Genomic DNA, 18303 nt, shown 5'->3' with positions numbered 1-18303 from the left:
AATATTCATCGTGTAAACGGTACAATAAAGAGGGGCATACGGCCTCTCTTTATTTTTATTTAGAAGAAAGAGGTGATCGACATAGGTAATTCAAAATATCTACCTGCGCTGCTTTTCGCCGTTTTTTTCTTCTTCATTGAAACCCCTGCAATGTTCGAAGCAGACACAATTGACGGTAGACAGGCGGTAATTATGTTTGATGAGAAAGTGGACAATGAATTGCTTGAGCAATATTCGGAATCAATTGAGTACATATTTCAAGAAATTCCAGCTGCATCGATTACAGTAACAGATGTACAAAAAAAAGCATTGGAGATGTCACCGGATGTCGTCTCCATTACGTATGATATGCCGATTAAATCATCGGCACAGGCTATTCCGTACGGATACAAAATGGTTGGGACGCAAAGTCTTGTACCCGCCACATTGACTGGATCCGGCGTGAAAATTGGTGTGCTTGACTCCGGTATCGATGCAAGTCATCCTGATTTGCAAAATCGGATTGCCGGTGGCGCGTGTATGATGACAATCGTCGACAAAAGTGGCTGTCCTGACTCGTACAATGATGATTCGGGTCACGGTACACACGTAGCGGGCATTATCGCAGCGAATAACAATACATTCGGAACGATCGGTGTTGCGCCATCATCTAAACTTTATGCGATTAAAGTGCTTGATGAATACGGATATGGTACGACGAGTACGATGATTGCTGGCGTTGAATGGGCAATAAAACAAAAAATGGACATTTTAAATGTCAGTATTACAACGCCGGTGAACGAAATAGCGTTGCAGGAAGTAATGCAAAAAGCATATAACTCAGGCGTATTAATTGTAGCGGCGGCAGGTAATACAGGAGCACCTGTAAGCGGCTCTACATCATCAGTTGAATACCCGGCGAAATTTGAAAGTGTTATTGCAGTTTCATCTATTGATCAATATAAAAAGATTGACCCGCTATCATCACTCGGGAAAGAAGTCGAGTTAACAGCTCCAGGCGTGAAGATTTACAGCACTTATCCGCAGTCCATTCATGCATCCGGTTATCAATATTTAAGCGGAACTTCAATGGCGGCACCTTACGTAACAGGCCTTGCAGCACTTTATAAAGAAAAGTATCCTGAAATGACAAACGTTCAAATTCGATCACTTTTGCAAAAAAATGCGGTTGATTTAGGCGCGGCAGGCCGTGATGCTTATTTTGGCTTCGGTCTTGTACAGGTTGATAAAAATCCGATTAATCATGAAATTAATGTACCATATACAACGGATGCAAAAGGAAAAGTGATATTTGATACGAGCGTTCTTTCTGCTCGATTCGGCACTTTTAACGTATACCGTGGCGAAACGCTCGTCGGGAAAAACGAAACAGGAGACAAATGGATTGATTACGCATCGCAAGGAACGGTGACATATTATTTCCATCCGGTTGTCAATGGGATAGAGGACGAAGTATCGTTTATTACATTAAAAGCAACGATTGAGGAACCAAAAATAAGTGATTTACGCGCAACAAAATGGTATGACCGCTACATAATGTATTTATATCATGAAAAGATCATGACAGGTTTTAACGACGGCACCGTTCGTCCAGAAGCAGGTATTACACGCGGAGAAGCATCTGTGCTGATTGGACAGTCACTCGGTTTTGACGGCGCAGTGCGCGACACATCCTTTAAAGATGTGACCGCAAACGTTGCGTCTTCCGGCTACGTGCAAAGTTTGCTTGATGCCGGTATTGTTACGGGCTTCAGCGACGGCACATTCCGTCCGGGCACGCCTGTGACACGTTCTGAAATGGCGATCTTGATTGCCCGTGCCTATAAAGTAGCACCGGTGGAATCAGGAACAGTGAAAGACATCACGGCGAAAGTGACAGGTTATCAGTATATTAATGGCATCATTGCTGCGAATATAGCGGGTGGATACGCGGATGGCACATTCCGTCCGTCAGCCCACATAAACCGTGCAGAGTTCTCAGCATTCCTTGCTCGTGCCATAAATGAAGAAATACGCTAATAAAAAACAAGACCCGATTCGTGAGATATACGAATCGGGTCTTTTATAATGTGAATTTTCAGTTTTATTTCAGTTTTATTTCAATGTTACATAAATATGGAGAAAGACGAGGAAACGACATAATAAATGAACGGGAAAATGAAAATTTCATAGAAAAATGCTAGGGAATGCTGTCAAATCAGCGTAATATATCGATATTTGAATGTAATAGAAACGTAAAACTATTTAAAGTTTAAATTTGCTACAATTACGTCAGTGAGAAAATATGGAGAACGAAAGAGAAACTGGGAGGTTTATGGTGAACAGTTGTAAAAAAGTAATAACTGCTATAATGGCCGTAATCATGCTTTTCACTCTGTCCCCGTTGGCATCTGTTAAAACAGAAGCAGCGTCTGTCGGAGAATCAATCGTGACGTACGGTAAAAAATTTATGGGTGTCCCTTATGTCTTTGGTGGAACAACGCCAAATGGATTTGATTGTTCCGGATTTACACAATATATATATAAACATGCAGCAGGTGTTTCTCTGCCGCGTACAACAGATCAACAATATAAAGTAGGTACTTCAGTAGCAAAAAGTGATTTACAACCAGGCGATCTTGTTTTCTTCGCCAATACATATCGCCAAGGTATTTCACACGTTGGTGTATATGCAGGCGGTAATATGGTATTGAATGCGACATCTAGTGATGGTATTGCTCTAGTTTCATTGAACAACTCGTACTGGGGACCAAAATATGCAGGTGCGAAACGCATTGTAAACGAACCTGAATGGTTTACAGACGTAGCAAAAACAGAAACAACATACGAAGCAATTAAAACGTTAACAGATAAAGAAGTCATTACAGGTTTCGAAGATTACACGTTCCGTCCAGAAGCGAAAGTAACGCGTGGACAAGCAGCAGCAATCATCAACCGTGTTTTGAATATTAAACCAGAAGTGATGAGCCACTTTAAAGATGTACCAAAATCATATCGTTTCGCTTATGATATCGCAGCAATGCGTGAAGCAGGGATCATTACAGGATTTGCTGATAAAACATACCGTCCTGATGAAGAAATGACACGTAACGAAATGGCTTCAATCATCCAGCGTGCATTTGAACTAAAAATGTCACAAACAGCAGCAGCAAGCGTTACATACAAAGACATCAGTTCAAGTCATTGGGCATATGAAGGCGTCGTTACAATGGCATCCATCGATAAAACAGGCCTTTTCAAAGGTGAAAAATTCTACGGTACACACAATGCAACACGTGAAGCATTTACAGTTGCGATCTATAATGCTATGAATGCACAATAAGAAATATAAAAAAGCGGTCCCGGCTCTTACACCGGGGCTGTTTTTTTCATATAATAATAGCATCACCAAAAATAGGCCACCACCTTGAAGGGAGTTCCAATCTACGATGAAAAAAGCATTTTCAATTGTGATGGCGCTTGTTTTATTATTCCCAATCTTGCCATCATTAAACATGAAAGTACAGGCTGATGATGTAACCGGTATTAAACTTGAAGCAGAACTAAGGTCCATTATTGAAGCAGGCATTATGAGTGGATATGAGGACGGAACATTTCGACCGGGGAATAATGTGACTCGTGAAGAATTCGCGACGTTTTTAGCACGCGCACTTGAACTTCCGTCCGGCCCAGCTGTGTTCAAAGATGTATCGCCGGCTGGTAAACTAGCACCGTACATAAATGCAGCGGCAGCAGCGGGCATTATTAAGGGCGGTTCGGATGGGAATTTTCATCCGAAAGCGACAATTGTCCGCAAAGATATGGCGCTAATGATTGACAATGCACTCGCGTATTTGAACAAGACAGCAGAATACGTTGCACCAACGTTTTCGGATATGGATGGCTTGAGTTCAACGCATAAAATTGCGATTGGCAAGAGCGTTAACTTAGGGATTATTTCAGGATTCCCAGATAATACATTCCGCCCGGATGCGAATGCTCAACGTGATCAGGCAGCGGCGTTTATTTACCGGCTTCTTGAAGGTGATTTACCGGAGCCGCCGCCGGCGAAATTGTATCAAACAGCAAATATTGATGCAGCTGGCAATGTAACACGTTCTGCCGTATCCTATGAATCGTTTGATCTAGCAAAACAGGCGATGAACACGAGTGGCTCTGAGCTTGTGACAAAAGACGGGAAAATTATTTATATGAAATACAATGGCGGGATGGTATTTGCTAAACCGGCCAGCGGAGCGACGGTGAATCTGTACACGGATCCTGCGTTAAAAACAGCGAAAACATACGTGTCAGCAAATCCGAAAAATGCATCAAAGATCGTGTACACAACGACTGAATTGAAATATGTCACATCTACCGATCAATATGTGCAAGTATATATTGGTGGAGAAGATTACTATATGAAACCGGACGATGCAATGCTCGTTCCATTTGAAGGGGCGAAAGGACGCGGTTACTATCAAAATGTAAACGGGTCGCTCGTTCATTCCATTTATGGAATTGAAAACAATACGTACTCGTCTTATAATGCCGGTATTGCGCCATCATTTATGAGAAGCGGTCAAAAATATTATAGCTGGGATGGATTTAGTTTTTACAATGCGTCCGGTCATATCGTTGGACGGGAATATCAATATTTTCAATACTTAACGGCACGTACAACGACAAATTACACAGCAGCTGAACTGGATGCGTATATTAAGAAAGCGGTCGCTGAACGGGAAGCAATGGGCTATGCAAAATATAAAGATGCTTCAAAGAAAAGCAAAATTCTTGGTATTGGTGCTGCACTGAAAAAAGTAGAACGAGAGAAGCACGTTAATGCTTTAATGGTGCTGGCAATGGCTATTCATGAAAGTGATTACGGCACGAGCGATCATGCGTATAACAACAATAATATATTCGGCATTCAAGTGTATGACAACAATCCTGAAAAAGGAAAATCATTTGAAACAGTAGAAGAAGGCATCAACCATCTGGCAGATGAATATTTCACAGGTGCGGACGGAGATTGGAGAGGCGGTTACCTCACACCTGGCGACTGGCGTTCCTACGGGGCTGCACCGGGAACGAAATCAAACGGCATCAATGTGAAGTATGCATCAGATCCATTCTGGGGAGCGAAAGTCGGCGGTCATATGAGAACGATCGACAAAGAACTCGGATTAAAAGATTTTGGCCAATACACATTAGGCTTTACGAACACAACGGACTTAAATGTGCGTACAAGTGCGAATGGAAGCCTTCTATACACATACAATTTAAGTAGAATGCCAGTTGCAATCTTGCAGCAAGGCGAATGGACAAAAGTTGTATCAGACATTCCAACGAGTGTAGAAGGCTATATTTATAGCGATTATATTAATATTTTGCCTGTTGCAGGTAAAGAATAGAAACGGAGTCCCGCCTAGCAAACACGCTACGGCGGGATTACTGTATTTACGACGGGATGATCAATGACTGCAGCGAGATTCGCCCATTGTGAGTAGTTATTCCACTGTGCCGTCCGGCTCTCGCATGATAATTGAGAATAAGGTAAAATAAGTAGGGGAATTTAAGAGATATGGGGGTGTATATATATTATGTCATTGAAAAAAACAGCGCTCTGGCTCGGATTGCTGGCGCTCATTGTCAAATTGTCAGGCTTTTTGCGTGAAAGTATTATAGCCTATCAATTTGGTGTCAGCAGTTACACAGATGGCTATTTGCTAGCGTTTTCATTTATTACATTGGTGATCGCTATGATTGCAGGTGGATTCAATAATGTATTTTTGCCGATGTATGTAAAGAAACGAAAAGAAAATCCAGAACAAACAGACCGCAGTGCGAACGGAATTATGAATGTTACGTTCTTTTTGTTTATCGGTATTTCAATGATCGGCTTCTTTTTAGCACCGTGGTTCGTGCCGCTCATTTTCAGAAATATGCCATTATTGACAGAAGAAACGGCCGTTTCGATTACGCAGTTTTTTTTCGTGTTCATGTCATTTATTGCGTTAACAAGTATTTTAGATTCTTATTTGCAAGGAAGACGCGTTTTCGTTCCTTCACAGATTGCAAAGCTGCTTCAAACGATTGTCGGTGTCGCATTCGCTCTCCTTTTCTCAGAGCAGTGGGGCATTGCGAGCCTCGCTTACGGCTTTATCGTCGGTACGATTCTCGGCATTTGTATTCAATTTTTTTACCTATACAAAACGGACTATAGATGGAAGCCGGTTTTATCGGTCGATAAAGAGTTTCAGCACTCCTTCCTCGTACTGTTAGCGCCGGCACTCCTTAGCTCTGTCGTCGGTCAAATCAATGTGTTTGTTAATAAAGGTTTCGCAGCTGGGATAGGAGAAGGGCCTGTTTCATACTTGAATTACGCGCAGCTTTTATCGTCTATTCCGCATACGATTTATGCGACGACGATTGCCGTTATTATTTTCACTCTTTTAGCCGAACAAGTGAATGATCGCAAAAGCTTTCAAAATACGTTTTTCAGCGGTATGCAAATTTCATTGCTAACGCTCTCACCAATTGCAGCTGGTCTTTACGTCGTTGGAGAACCCGCATTGTCATTCATTTATGAGCGGGGTAAATTTACAGCTGAAGATACACATTATACATACATTGCACTCGTTTTTTACTTGCCAATGATTGTAACACAGGGGATGCAATACATCGTTGCAAAAGCGATGTATGCGCAAGGGAAAACGAAAATCGTCTTCCGGATCAGCGTGTTTACGATCGCCATTAATGTGCTTTTGAACTGGCTTTTCATCGGTCCATTCGGCTATCCGGGGCTCGCGCTCACAAGCTCACTCGTTTCGCTTTATTATTTAACGGCCTGCACCATTTTTGTTTATAAAGATTTCGATAAGTCAGAGCCTGCGAGACTTATTGGATTACTGGCCCGTACGGCGATTGTGACTGCGTTTATGGTTGTGCCCCTTTATTTCATCCGTCCACTCATTGATGAATGGTATTCATTATGGCAACTTGCTATTCTCGTTCCAATTGGCGTCATTTTATACGTAGTTGGACTGTTTTTCTTCTATAAAGAAGGATTCCGTAAATTGCTCAGTATGATTAGGCGAAACCGGAGCAGTATATCGTGAGAAAATGGTACTTCATCTTAGCTGTGTTGATACTGGCAGGCTGCAAGGCAAGTTCGGAAGCAGCACCTATTACGGAATCGCAAATTATTTCGATTGGTAACAAATCACTCCTTCTTGAAGCAGATCATTTATCTTTGAAAAAAGAATCGAATCCAGAAGGACTCGATTTTATTTATAAAGATACAAACTATCGTTATAACGTCGGAAACAAGGCTGCATTAACAGTGAAAGTCCGGAAAATGAACAATGGCGATCGGTTCGTTATGCTGCGTATGAGCGGTGAAGGGACCGTAACAGGCAAGGTGCAAATTCCATCTGCCGATGACTATTATTTTGTTGATTGGACGAAAAACATTCCGGAACGGGTACACGACGATGTTACCGGTGTGGATGAAACGAAGCCGCCGGCCGGTCTGTTCCGCTACACGAACAATCGTGAATTTATTAACGAGCTGGTCATGAGCCACACGTTTACGTCGCGTGAATTGAATGAGTTGTACGGAAGCGGCCGTGAAAGTACGGTGCGCGAGCTGCTGACGGAAAAAAATACATTGCAGCATTCAAAAGAAGGTGTTGAATTTACGATGACTGCCGGCCGTGGTGAAATAAGCGAGCAATGGTTTTTACTCGCAGAAGCACCGCTGTTTGAACGAACCGATAACTTGAATGACTGGATTACATTCCAGCAGACAAATTATAAGGAAGTAAACAACTGGTTTACAGTGGATGGCTCATTGAAAAAACTGCCGTGGTCTGTGGAGCCGTTTGCAAAAGATGGATACGGCCGTCATATGGGTACACTCATTGAAAAAGAAGCCATCGATCGCTATTTTAAATACAAAGAACGCTATTTTTACAATTTAACCGTTCAATCAGCAGCGAATGTATGGTCATACCGTGAATCAAAAAAAGATGTAATCTGGAAAACAGAATATACGAGCACGTGGCTAAAGAAAAAGTATAATATTACAGCGCCATATGTGGATACGCGTCATAATGAGTTAATCGTGATTTATTTGCACCGGATCGGCAAAGAACTCGGTGTGCCAGAGCTTGAAAAAGCATTACCTGAATACAGCGATTATCTGCTTAATTTAATTAGCATTGACAACGTTGTACGGGCTGAAAAAGGATACTTGCCCGCTGATTATTATTCGCCGCAGCAAGGCAAACAGCGCATTCATGCGTCCCTTAACCACGCGCTAGGTGAAGCAAATATGCTTATCGACGCGTATCATGCGACCGGTCATAAAAAGTACTTGCTTGCTGTCCGTGAAATCCGCGGGGGCATTGAATCCGTTGGTAGTGATTGGATCCGGCCGAACGGCGATCTCTGGTACCAGATTAATCGCGATGGAACGTTTGATGGCAATGATTATGAATATTTGACGCTGAACGATTTAGAAGGACATGAAAAAAAATGGGCGGCACTTGGTGGAAATCCAAGTCCGGTGCTTCAAAAATTGATCAAAAGTAAAAAAGCATATTTAAAATCACGATAATATTGACATAAATCGATATATTTTTTGAAAATTGACATAAATCGATATATTTTTTGCAGGAAAACAAATAAGGTTTGGCGAAATAATAGTGAAGTAGAAAAATGACGAAAGAACGGAAGTTGCCCTATATTCAAAGGCATGCTTTATCAGAAGTTTTAGATAAGTCGAAAAGCAGGCAGGAAGTTCATTCGTAACATCTGCTTTAAAAAAAATCAACGGGAGTGGAAAGGAAGGAAATTCGTATGACGAAACAACAATTTGGCGTAGTCGGCCTTGCTGTAATGGGGAAAAATCTGGCATTAAACATTGAAAGCAGAGGATACTCTGTTGCTGTTTATAACCGCTCAGCTGATAAAACGACTGCATTTCTTCAACAAGAAGCAGAAGGAAAGAATTTCAAAGGTACGTACAGCGCAGAAGAATTTGTGGCCTCTCTTGAGAAGCCGCGTAAAATTTTACTTATGGTTAAAGCAGGTGGCGCAACAGATGCAACAATCGATTCATTAAAGCCGTATCTGGATAAAGGGGACATTTTGATCGACGGTGGAAACACATTTTTCGAAGATACGGTCCGCCGCAATAAAGAACTTGCAGGACTTGGCCTTCATTTCGTTGGAACAGGAGTATCAGGCGGAGAAGAAGGAGCACTGAAAGGTCCTTCCATTATGCCAGGCGGTCAGCGTGAGGCGTTTGAACTTGTCCGTCCGATTTTAGAAGCCATTTCCGCAAAAGTAGGCGATGACGCATGCTGCACATACATCGGTCCGGATGGTGCTGGTCATTACGTAAAAATGGTGCATAACGGCATCGAGTACGGTGACATGCAGCTGATTTCAGAAGCATACTTCATCATGAAGCATATGCTCGATCTTTCAACAGACGAACTGCATGAAGTATTCGCAGAATGGAATCAAGGCGAACTTGATAGCTATTTAGTCGAAATTACAGCCGACATTTTCAAGAAAAAAGACGATGAAACAGGTCAACCGCTTATCGATGTCATTTTAGATGCTGCTGGCCAAAAAGGCACAGGTAAGTGGACAAGTCAAAATGCGCTTGATCTAGGCGTACCGCTTTCTATTATTACGGAGTCTGTATTTGCTCGCTTTATTTCTGCGTTAAAAGACGAACGTGTACAAGCAAGCAAACAATTAACAGGCCCTGAAGTCACACCGTTTGACGGTGATAAGAAAGAAATGATCGAAGCAGTCCGTGAGGCGCTTTACATGAGTAAAATTTGCTCATATGCGCAAGGATTTGCTCAAATGAAAGCTGCCTCAGAAGAATATGGATGGGATCTTCACTACGGTGACATCGCCATGATTTTCCGCGGAGGCTGCATCATCCGTGCGCAATTCCTGCAAAAAATCAAAGAAGCATTCGACCGCGATCCGAACCTTGCGAACTTGCTTCTTGATGAATATTTCCAAGATATCGTGCAAAACTATCAATCAGCGCTTCGCCGCGTCGTGACAATGGCTGTGGAACGTGGTATTCCGGTACCGTCATTCTCAAGCGCAATTATTTATTTCGACAGCTACCGTACAGAAACACTGCCTGCGAACTTGATTCAAGCGCAACGTGATTACTTCGGTGCTCATACGTATAAACGAATTGATAAAGAAGGCACATTCCATACAGAGTGGATGAGTAAATAACATGCAAAGAGCCGTCTCTAATATAGAGATGGCTCTTTCATTTTATTGATTTTGTATCCTTTCGCTAACTGTTACATCGGCGCTCGTTTCACTTTTAATAAGTGATAGATTCATAGACGGTACATCCCAAAAATGTTTAATACCAAGCGCACAGGCTCCTAAGACACAGGCCTTTGTACCAAGCTTTGAAATAGATAATTCTCGGTATTGACTGATAGTGGACTTTAAATTGCATTCAATTTGTTCAATGGATTGAGGATTGAGCTGAAGTAGTTCACTGCTTAAAACGATGACTTCCGGATTATATGCATTAATCAAATTATTTAAGCCGATCGTCAAAAAATAAATGAATTGTTCCATCATTTCGACGACGACTTTATCTCCTGATTGCATCCATTGGTGCACGTCTTCATAAGAAATAGTTGATTGCCCCTTCTTTTCCGACAACTCTCTGAAAAAAGAGGATTCCGATGCATATTGTTCCCAGCAGCCATAGTTGCCGCAATTACACGGTTTTCCATCCGGCATAATGATTGTATGACCGACTTCACCCGCAAAGCCATCATGCCCTTTGAAAAATTCTTCGTTCATCATCACACCGAGTCCGATTCCAGAATAAAGGCTTGCGCATAATAAGTTTTCAGTTTCATGGTGCTCATAAACGCGTTCTGCGAAAGAACACAAATTAGCGTTGTTCTCGATGCAAATAGGAAGTCCAGTCGCTTTTTCTAGGTCATTTTTTATATGAATATCCCGCCACCCGAAACGGGGGACATAATGAATGATTTCATCTTTTGTCACCAAACCGTGAATCCCAATGACGACACCGACTAAACCGTAGCGGCTTTGCGCACATTCTTTTTCGAAAAGTTGAATGTGTTTCACTAAAAGATGGAGAATCGTTTCGTACTCAGTCGCTTCTATCTTTACTGTACGGGTCGACACCGGCTGACCGAGCAAGTCAGATAAAGCAAACGTTAACAGCCCATAATCGAGATCAATGCCAAGCGTGTAACCGGCTGATCGGTTTACAGATAGCATAATTGGACGTCTTCCAACACCGTGGTGTTCAAGATGCGTTTCCACAATAAGTTCATCTTCAAGCAAATCCGCTGCTTGAGCAGAAATAGTCGCTCTTGTTAAAGAGGTTAGTTTTGATAAATCAGCACGAGAAATCATCTTTCTTTCGATAATTTTTTGAACAATAAGTGAACGATTTATTTTTTTAATGTAAGCAGCATCACCGGCAGCCATGTATAATCCTCCTTTATAGGTACATTCTTTTATTATACTTTTATTATATAGGTTTTTTTCTCTGAGCAAGGTTTATTGACGTATAATACAGAGACATGATAAATTAAATATCATAGTTAATTTGTTTAGTAAACAAATTAACAAGATGAGTTTTTTAAATAAATTATGTTGCTTTGAAAAGGTTTACAATTTTTTACTTCAAAAATACACTATCATAAAATCGGAGGGGACACAACATGAAAAAATTTTTACAGGATGATTTTCTTTTAAATAATGAGACAGCTGTACACTTGTATGAAAAAGCGGCAAAAGATACGCCGATTTTCGACTTCCACTGTCACCTCAGTCCGAAAGAAGTGTGGGAAAATAAACCGTTTGAAAACATTACGCAGCTCTGGCTTGCAGGTGATCATTATAAGTGGCGATTGATGCGTATGCACGGCGTGAGCGAGTCACTTATTACGGGTGATGCAAGTGATTGGGAAAAATTTCAGGCGTGGGCAGATACAGTGCCACATTTAATTGGCAATCCACTTTTCCACTGGACGCATATGGAATTAAAAAAATACTTTGGCATCGACAAATTGCTTACACCGGAAACGGCGAAAGAAATTTGGGATGAATGTAATGAAAAGCTTCAGTCACCTGGGTATGATCCAAGATCGTTTATTGAAAAATCAAACGTGTTATTCATCGGCACAACAGATGATCCAGCATCGGATCTTCGTTATCATAAGCTGCTGAAAGAAGACGATTCATTTAAAGCAACCATTGCGCCGACATTCCGTCCAGACGGAGCGCTTTTTATTGATCGCCCTGCATTTGCAGACTGGCTTGGCAAATTGGCTGGCGTTTCCGGCTTGAAAGTGGAATCATTCGACGATCTTTTGGCAGGACTTCAAAACCGGGTTGATTTCTTCCATGAAAATGGCGGACGTGCCTCGGATCATGATATGCCGAAAATGGTGTATAAAGAAACAACGAAAGACGAAGCGGAAGCGGTCTTTAACAAACGGATCAGCGGAGAAGAGCTGACGGGTGAGGACTTGCTTGCTTACCGTTCATTCCTTTTAAAAGAACTCGGCAAGATGTACGCTGACAAAGAGTGGGTTATGCAGCTTCATATGGGTGCGATCCGGAATAATAATACGGCGATGAAAGAAAAAATCGGCCCGGATACAGGATTTGATTCGATCGGTGATGGTGATGTAGCAGAAGGATTGTCTTATTTCCTTGATGCACTCGAACAAGAAGGTGCTTTGCCAAGAACAGTTCTCTTTAACTTAAATCGCAAAGACAACGATGTGCTTGCGACGATGATGGGGAACTTTTTTGAAGAAGGGACTCCGGGGAAAGTTCAATTAGGTTCTGCCTGGTGGTTTAATGACCATATTGATGGAATGGAACAGCAAATGAAGACATTTGCAAGTGTCGGTTTGCTTAGTCATTTCATTGGAATGTTGACGGATTCCCGCAGTTTTATATCGTATACGCGACATGATTATTTCCGCCGCATTTTATGCAACATTCTCGGGGAATGGGTTGAACAAGGAAAAGCACCAGATAACTCTGCATTCCTTGAGCAGATGGTACGCAATATCGGGTATGATAATGCTAAGAATTACTTTTTGGAGCGAAAAGGAGGAAGATAACAATGGGGATCATTCAAGATCTTGTTAAAGACATTCCTGTACCCAAAATGGTGAAAGTGAGACAAAAGTTTGATAATCAAAAAATCGATGATCTGGCTGCTGTTTTTAAAAAAGAATTTGAGCGCGAGGTTATCCGCCAAAAAATCAAACCAGGCATGTCGATTGCCATTGCAGTCGGAAGCCGCGGGGTAGACCGGATTGTTGAAATTACAGCGATGACTGTTGCCTTTTTAAAAGAAATGGGCGCAAATCCGTTTATCGTACCGAGCATGGGCAGCCACGGCGGTGCAACAGCGGAAGGGCAAATTGACGTGTTGAAACACCTTGGTGTAACCGAAGAAAGTACCGGTGCTGAAATTCGTTCTTCAATGGAAGTTATTAAAGTCGGCGAGCTGCCAAATGGCCTGCCGGTTTACGTAGATAAATACGCATCTGAAGCGGATGGCATTGTCGTTATTAACCGCATTAAGCCGCATACCGCTTTTCGCGGACCGGTTGAAAGTGGCATTATGAAAATGATCAGTATCGGTCTCGGTAAGCAAAAAGGAGCGGAAGCGTGCCACCAGCTTGGCTTTAAACATATGGCTGTGCACGTGCCGGCGATGGCGAAAATGATTATGGAGCATCTGCCTGTGTTGTTCGGTGTTGCAACGGTCGAAAATGCCTTTGATAAAGTTGCGGTCGTTGAAGTGCTAGCAGCAGAAGAAATTGAAGAAAAAGAAGTGGGGCTTCAAGTGAAAGCAAAAGAGCTGCTGCCAAAACTGTTTTTTGAGCAGCTTGATGTACTTGTTATTGATCAGATTGGCAAAAATATCAGCGGTGATGGCATGGATCCGAATATTACGGGCCGTTATCCGACACCATATGCGCACGGTGGGCCGGATGTGAATAAAATGCTCGTGCTTGACTTGACAGACGAGACAGAAGGAAATGCGAACGGTGTCGGCACAGCCGATTTTACGACACAGCGCCTTGTCGACAAAATGGATCGCGAAGTAACGTATGCGAATGGGTTGACATCAACAGTTGTTGCGCCAACAAAAATTGCGACTACACTTGCGAATGACAAAGAAGCCATTCAAGCGGCTATTAAAACGAGCAACATCCTTGATTTTACAAAAGTAAAAATGGTTCGCATAAAAAATACACTTGAAGTAAGTGAAATTGAAGTATCCGAAGCACTCCTTCCCTACGTGCAGGAACATGCACAGCTTGAAGCGATGACAGAAGCGGAAGAACTTTCATTTGATCAAAAAGGAAATTTAGTTTAAAAAATATATAGGAAACAGGGAGGATCTACTGTGAATACATTATTTGATTTAACTGGAAAAACAGCCGTCGCAATTGGAGGGAACAGTGTTCTTGGTTCTTCCATGGCAAAAGGGCTTGCCAATCATGGCGCAAAAGTGGCGATTGTTGGCCGCAACCTTGATAAAGCGAACGAAGTCGTTAAAGAAATTGAAGCATTAGGTGGTATAGCGAAAGCATTTCAGGCAGATGTCATCTCGAAAGAATCGCTTGAAGCATCGGCAGCAGCTATTGAAGAATGGTCTGGTGGATGGGATATTTTGTTAAATGCACCTGGTACAAATAGCGCAACACCGTTTTTTGACCTTGACATGGACGAATGGGACAAGATCATGGACGTAAACTTAAAAGGTATTGTTGTAACATGCCAGGTTTTCGCTAAAAAAATGATCGAGCAGGGCAGACAGGGAAGCATTATTAATATTTCATCTGTTTCATCGACAACACCGTTGTCAAAAGTGTTCACGTATTCCGTTTCAAAAGCAGGATTAAACAGCGTAACGCAATTTTTAGCACGTGAATTTGCGCAAGATGGAATCCGTGTGAACGCGATTATTCCAGGCTTTTTCCCGGCTGAACAAAACCGAAAGATTTTAAGTGAAGAACGTATTGCTTCTATTATGAATCACACACCGATGAACCGTTTCGGCGATCCGGATGAATTGCAGGGAGCAACCGTGTGGCTCGCATCTGATAAAGCATCAAGTTTTGTGACGGGTACGCTGATCCGCGTTGATGGCGGATTTGGCAGCATGACGATTTAACAGAAAGGATGAACCGTAATGGTAAATGAAAAATACGGGAAACTGCAGTCGATTCTCCGCGAGATGGAATCTGTTGTTGTCGCGTTTTCAGGTGGAGTGGACAGCACATTTTTGCTAAAAGCAGCTGTCGATACACTTGGTCCAGAGCGGGTACTCGCCGTTACAGCGGATTCCGAAACATATCCGTCCACTGAACTGGAAGAAGCAAAGAAGCTGGCTAAACATATTGGCGTGAAGCACACAGTCATTGAAACGTCGGAATTAGCGATTCCAGGATATACAGAAAACGATAAGAACCGATGCTATTTTTGCAAAAGCAGCTTGTTTGATCATCTTATTCCGATTTTGAACAAGCAAGGGTATAATAATATCGTGTATGGCGTGATTGCGGACGACATGAATGAATTCCGTCCGGGGATGAAAGCGGCGAAAGAAAAAAATATTCGTGGTCCGCTGCAGGAAGCGAACTTATTTAAGGAAGAAATAAGAGAGCTGTCCCGTAATTTTGATTTACCGACGTGGGATAAACCATCTTTTGCCTGCTTGTCTTCCCGCATTGCCTATGGTGAAACGATCACAAAAGAAAAGCTGACAAAAGTGGAAAAGGCAGAGGCTTATATAAAATCGTTATCAATTCGGCAAGTACGAGTACGGACGCATGGAGATACAGCCCGTATTGAAGTGGAGCCTGGGGATATGCTACGTGTACTTGAGTATCACGCGGCCATAGCCAAAAGACTGCAGCAATTCGGCTATAAATATGTGTCACTCGATCTTGTCGGTTATATAAGTGGCAGTATGAACAAAGCACTAGAAAAGGATGAACAACATGTCTAAAGAATACGTTATAGGACTGGATATCGGCACGACCAGTGTCAAAGCAGTCGTCTTTGACCGATGCGGAAAAGTGACTGTCGAATCCGAACAGTTAACTAAATCATTTTATCCGCAGCCAAACCACGTTGAGCAGGATCCAGAAGCACTTACATCCGCTTCTGTTTTCGTTTTAAAAGATGCGATTCAAAAAGCGGGTGTGACGCCAGATCAAGTGGCGGGTATCGGCTTTTCATGCGCGATGCATTCCCTTATTTGTGTCGATGAAAACGGCCGGGCGCTATCACGTGCCATTATTTGGGCGGACGGACGCGGCAGTGATCAAGCAGAACGTCTAATGAGTGAGAATGGGTTGGCACTATATGAAAAAACAGGTACGCCCATTCATCCGATGTCTCCCCTTGTCAAGCTTCTGTGGATGAATGAAACGGGTTACGAACCGTTCCAGGGAGCGACTTATTTTATGTCTGTAAAAGAATATTTGCTTTTACAATGGTTTGGCAAGCGCATTGTCGATTATTCGATGGCTTCTGCTACTGGTTTGTTCAATGGTGAAACACTCGATTGGGACATGGAAATTCTTGAATTAGTGAACGTGAAAAAAGAGCAGTTGTCACGTCCTGTGCCTCCGACAGAAATATTGACAGGCTTAAATAAAATCATTGCCGACTATATCGGCATACCTGAAGATATTCCATTTGTCATTGGTGCAGCAGACGGACAGCTTGCCAATCTCGGCAGCGGCGCCATTTTGCCAGGCGAGGTGGCGATCACCGCCGGCACAAGTGGAGCAGTCCGTCAGTGGGCGAATGGGTTCCGTGCAAATGAAAAACATGAAACGTTTTGCTACATGTTTACAGAAGAAACATCGATTATTGGCGGTCCGACAAATAACGGCGGAATCGCGCTTGAATGGCTAAAAAACTTGTTAAACTATCAAGGAACGTACGAAGAGTTTACGAAAGAAGCGGGACGCGTCGGACCGGGTGCAGATGGTATTCTATTCCTGCCATACATTAATGGTGAGCGGGCACCACTTTGGAATCAGCACGCACGTGGGAACTTTTTCGGAATGTCTATTACGCATCAGAAAGAACATTTCGTTCGCGCGGTACTAGAAGGAATTACATTTAATTTATATCAAATTAGCGAGGCGCTTGAACGCTTGGCAGGTCCTTCTGAGAAGATTTATGTAAACGGAGGTCTTGCACGGTCGCCGATCTGGCTTCAAATGATGGCTGATGTATTTGGGAAAAATATTTATGTATCTGAAAGCCACCATAATGCAGCCTGGGGAGCAGCATGGACAGCGCTTGTAGCAGTCGGAGAAGCTGATTCCTTTGAAGACATTAAGAACAACTTGCCAATGGGTGAAGTAATTGTACCGAATGCAGAGAACCATAAAGTGTATCAGAGCATTTACGAAAAGTACGTACGACTCGCTGCGGATGTAACGAAGTATTTCTAAAAAAGGTGTGTGGTCCAAATAATCGATCGTATTTTAGAACAGGTCCAGAATGGGACGTTAACGGCAGCAGAAGCAAAGGAAAAGCTGTCAACGTATGAAAACTTAGGATTCGTGAAAATTGACCACCATCGGAAAAACAGACAGGGATTTCCAGAAATCGTATTCGGTGAAGGGAAGTCAGCTGAACAGATTTTAACGATTGTCCAGTCACTCCGGGCGCGTAATGACGCTGTGCTCGTGACGCGTATTTCGTCTGAAAAAGCAGCATTTGTGCAAAAGAAATGCCCGGAGTTTGAATATAATGAAATCGCAAAGACACTTGCCTGGACGGAAGAAAAGCCGAAAACAAATGGATACATAGCGATTGTGTGCGCAGGCACATCCGATTTATCGGTAGCCGAAGAAGCAGCCGTGACAGCTGAAACGCTTGGCGTCAATGTTCGGCGTATTTACGATGTCGGAGTGGCTGGACTGCACCGTCTGCTTGATAATATTGAAGAAATTCAAAACGCAGACGTCTCTGTTTGTGTCGCCGGCATGGAAGGCGCGTTGCCGAGCGTGCTCGGTGGACTTGTCACAAATCCAATTATTGCGGTGCCGACAAGTGTCGGTTACGGAGCGAACTTTAACGGTTTATCCGCTCTTTTATCGATGCTCAATTCATGCGCGTCAGGTGTTAGTGTTGTGAACATAGACAATGGATTTGGAGCGGCTTATAACGCCGTGCTTATTCACCGCCTGGCGCATAAAGGGGAGAAATAAT

The 18303-nt window shown here is 42.7% G+C and carries 13 protein-coding genes; 12 read left to right on the top strand and 1 reads right to left on the bottom strand.

Going from position 1 to position 18303, the window contains the following annotated elements; all coding sequences use genetic code 11:
• Positions 1-72: 72 nt before the first annotated feature.
• The 6 genes from A3M5_RS23885 to gnd all read left to right on the top strand — a co-directional run bounded on the left by A3M5_RS23885 (position 73) and on the right by gnd (position 10260).
• Positions 73-2019, top strand: a complete 1947-nt coding sequence (locus tag A3M5_RS23885; RefSeq protein WP_018394827.1) for a S8 family peptidase — start codon at positions 73-75, stop codon at positions 2017-2019.
• 295 nt (positions 2020-2314) lie between these two features.
• Positions 2315-3322 carry a C40 family peptidase gene (locus A3M5_RS0116155; RefSeq protein WP_034298704.1) on the top strand — a complete coding sequence of 336 codons (1008 nt, stop codon included), beginning with the start codon at positions 2315-2317 and terminating at the stop codon, positions 3320-3322.
• Between the two features lie 106 nt (positions 3323-3428).
• Entirely contained in the window at positions 3429-5393 is a 1965-nt protein-coding gene (locus A3M5_RS0116150; RefSeq protein ID WP_018394825.1) for an S-layer homology domain-containing protein, read from the top strand.
• 189 nt (positions 5394-5582) lie between these two features.
• Positions 5583-7100, top strand: a complete 1518-nt coding sequence (gene murJ / locus A3M5_RS0116145) for a murein biosynthesis integral membrane protein MurJ (protein ID WP_018394824.1) — start codon at positions 5583-5585, stop codon at positions 7098-7100.
• The gene (locus tag A3M5_RS0116140) at positions 7097-8602 is read left to right on the top strand and encodes a hypothetical protein (RefSeq protein WP_018394823.1); all 1506 of its coding nucleotides are present in this window, start codon (positions 7097-7099) and stop codon (positions 8600-8602) included. The genes murJ and A3M5_RS0116140 overlap by 4 nt, the downstream gene beginning before the upstream one ends.
• Positions 8603-8844: 242 nt before the next feature.
• Positions 8845-10260 (top strand): NADP-dependent phosphogluconate dehydrogenase, encoded by a 1416-nt coding sequence (gnd, locus tag A3M5_RS0116135; protein ID WP_018394822.1) that lies wholly within the window; start codon positions 8845-8847, stop codon positions 10258-10260.
• Between the two features lie 42 nt (positions 10261-10302).
• Here gnd and A3M5_RS0116130 read toward each other — a convergent pair whose 3' ends face one another.
• Positions 10303-11514, bottom strand: a complete 1212-nt coding sequence (locus A3M5_RS0116130) for an ROK family protein (protein WP_018394821.1) — start codon at positions 11512-11514, stop codon at positions 10303-10305.
• Between the two features lie 236 nt (positions 11515-11750).
• On the opposite strand from A3M5_RS0116130, the gene uxaC reads away from it, so the two are divergent.
• From uxaC to larB, 6 genes are read left to right on the top strand one after another with little or no spacing between them, the layout of a single operon-like run.
• Positions 11751-13166 carry a glucuronate isomerase gene (gene uxaC, locus A3M5_RS0116125; protein ID WP_018394820.1) on the top strand — a complete coding sequence of 472 codons (1416 nt, stop codon included), beginning with the start codon at positions 11751-11753 and terminating at the stop codon, positions 13164-13166.
• 2 nt (positions 13167-13168) lie between these two features.
• The gene (locus tag A3M5_RS0116120; RefSeq protein ID WP_018394819.1) at positions 13169-14437 is read left to right on the top strand and encodes a nickel pincer cofactor-dependent isomerase, group 22; all 1269 of its coding nucleotides are present in this window, start codon (positions 13169-13171) and stop codon (positions 14435-14437) included.
• A 30-nt stretch (positions 14438-14467) separates the two neighbouring features.
• Positions 14468-15238, top strand: a complete 771-nt coding sequence (locus A3M5_RS0116115; protein WP_018394818.1) for an SDR family oxidoreductase — start codon at positions 14468-14470, stop codon at positions 15236-15238.
• Positions 15239-15256: 18 nt separating this feature from the next.
• Positions 15257-16075 (top strand): ATP-dependent sacrificial sulfur transferase LarE, encoded by an 819-nt coding sequence (larE, locus tag A3M5_RS0116110; protein ID WP_018394817.1) that lies wholly within the window; start codon positions 15257-15259, stop codon positions 16073-16075.
• Complete coding sequence (locus tag A3M5_RS0116105; protein WP_018394816.1) at positions 16068-17540, top strand: gluconokinase; 1473 nt, start codon at positions 16068-16070, stop codon at positions 17538-17540. Before larE ends, A3M5_RS0116105 begins: the two co-directional genes overlap by 8 nt.
• Before the next feature lie 18 nt (positions 17541-17558).
• Complete coding sequence (gene larB / locus A3M5_RS0116100; RefSeq protein ID WP_026221764.1) at positions 17559-18302, top strand: nickel pincer cofactor biosynthesis protein LarB; 744 nt, start codon at positions 17559-17561, stop codon at positions 18300-18302.
• The last annotated feature ends 1 nt before the right edge of the window (position 18303 follow it).

The sequence above is a fragment of the Bacillus sp. 37MA genome, assembly GCF_000372765.1.
Lineage (GTDB): Bacteria > Bacillota > Bacilli > Bacillales > Domibacillaceae > Domibacillus > Domibacillus aminovorans.
This window is presented reverse-complemented; position numbering and strand designations above follow the sequence as displayed.

Coding starts and splice junctions, on each gene's coding strand:
- A3M5_RS0116155 (WP_034298704.1), top strand. CDS start 2,315: ATGGTGAACAGTTGTAAAAAAGTAATAACTGCTATAATGGCCGTAATC.
- A3M5_RS0116150 (WP_018394825.1), top strand. CDS start 3,429: ATGAAAAAAGCATTTTCAATTGTGATGGCGCTTGTTTTATTATTCCCA.
- murJ (WP_018394824.1), top strand. CDS start 5,583: ATGTCATTGAAAAAAACAGCGCTCTGGCTCGGATTGCTGGCGCTCATT.
- gnd (WP_018394822.1), top strand. CDS start 8,845: ATGACGAAACAACAATTTGGCGTAGTCGGCCTTGCTGTAATGGGGAAA.
- A3M5_RS0116130 (WP_018394821.1), bottom strand. CDS start 11,514: ATGGCTGCCGGTGATGCTGCTTACATTAAAAAAATAAATCGTTCACTT.
- uxaC (WP_018394820.1), top strand. CDS start 11,751: ATGAAAAAATTTTTACAGGATGATTTTCTTTTAAATAATGAGACAGCT.
- A3M5_RS0116120 (WP_018394819.1), top strand. CDS start 13,169: ATGGGGATCATTCAAGATCTTGTTAAAGACATTCCTGTACCCAAAATG.
- larE (WP_018394817.1), top strand. CDS start 15,257: ATGGTAAATGAAAAATACGGGAAACTGCAGTCGATTCTCCGCGAGATG.
- A3M5_RS0116105 (WP_018394816.1), top strand. CDS start 16,068: ATGTCTAAAGAATACGTTATAGGACTGGATATCGGCACGACCAGTGTC.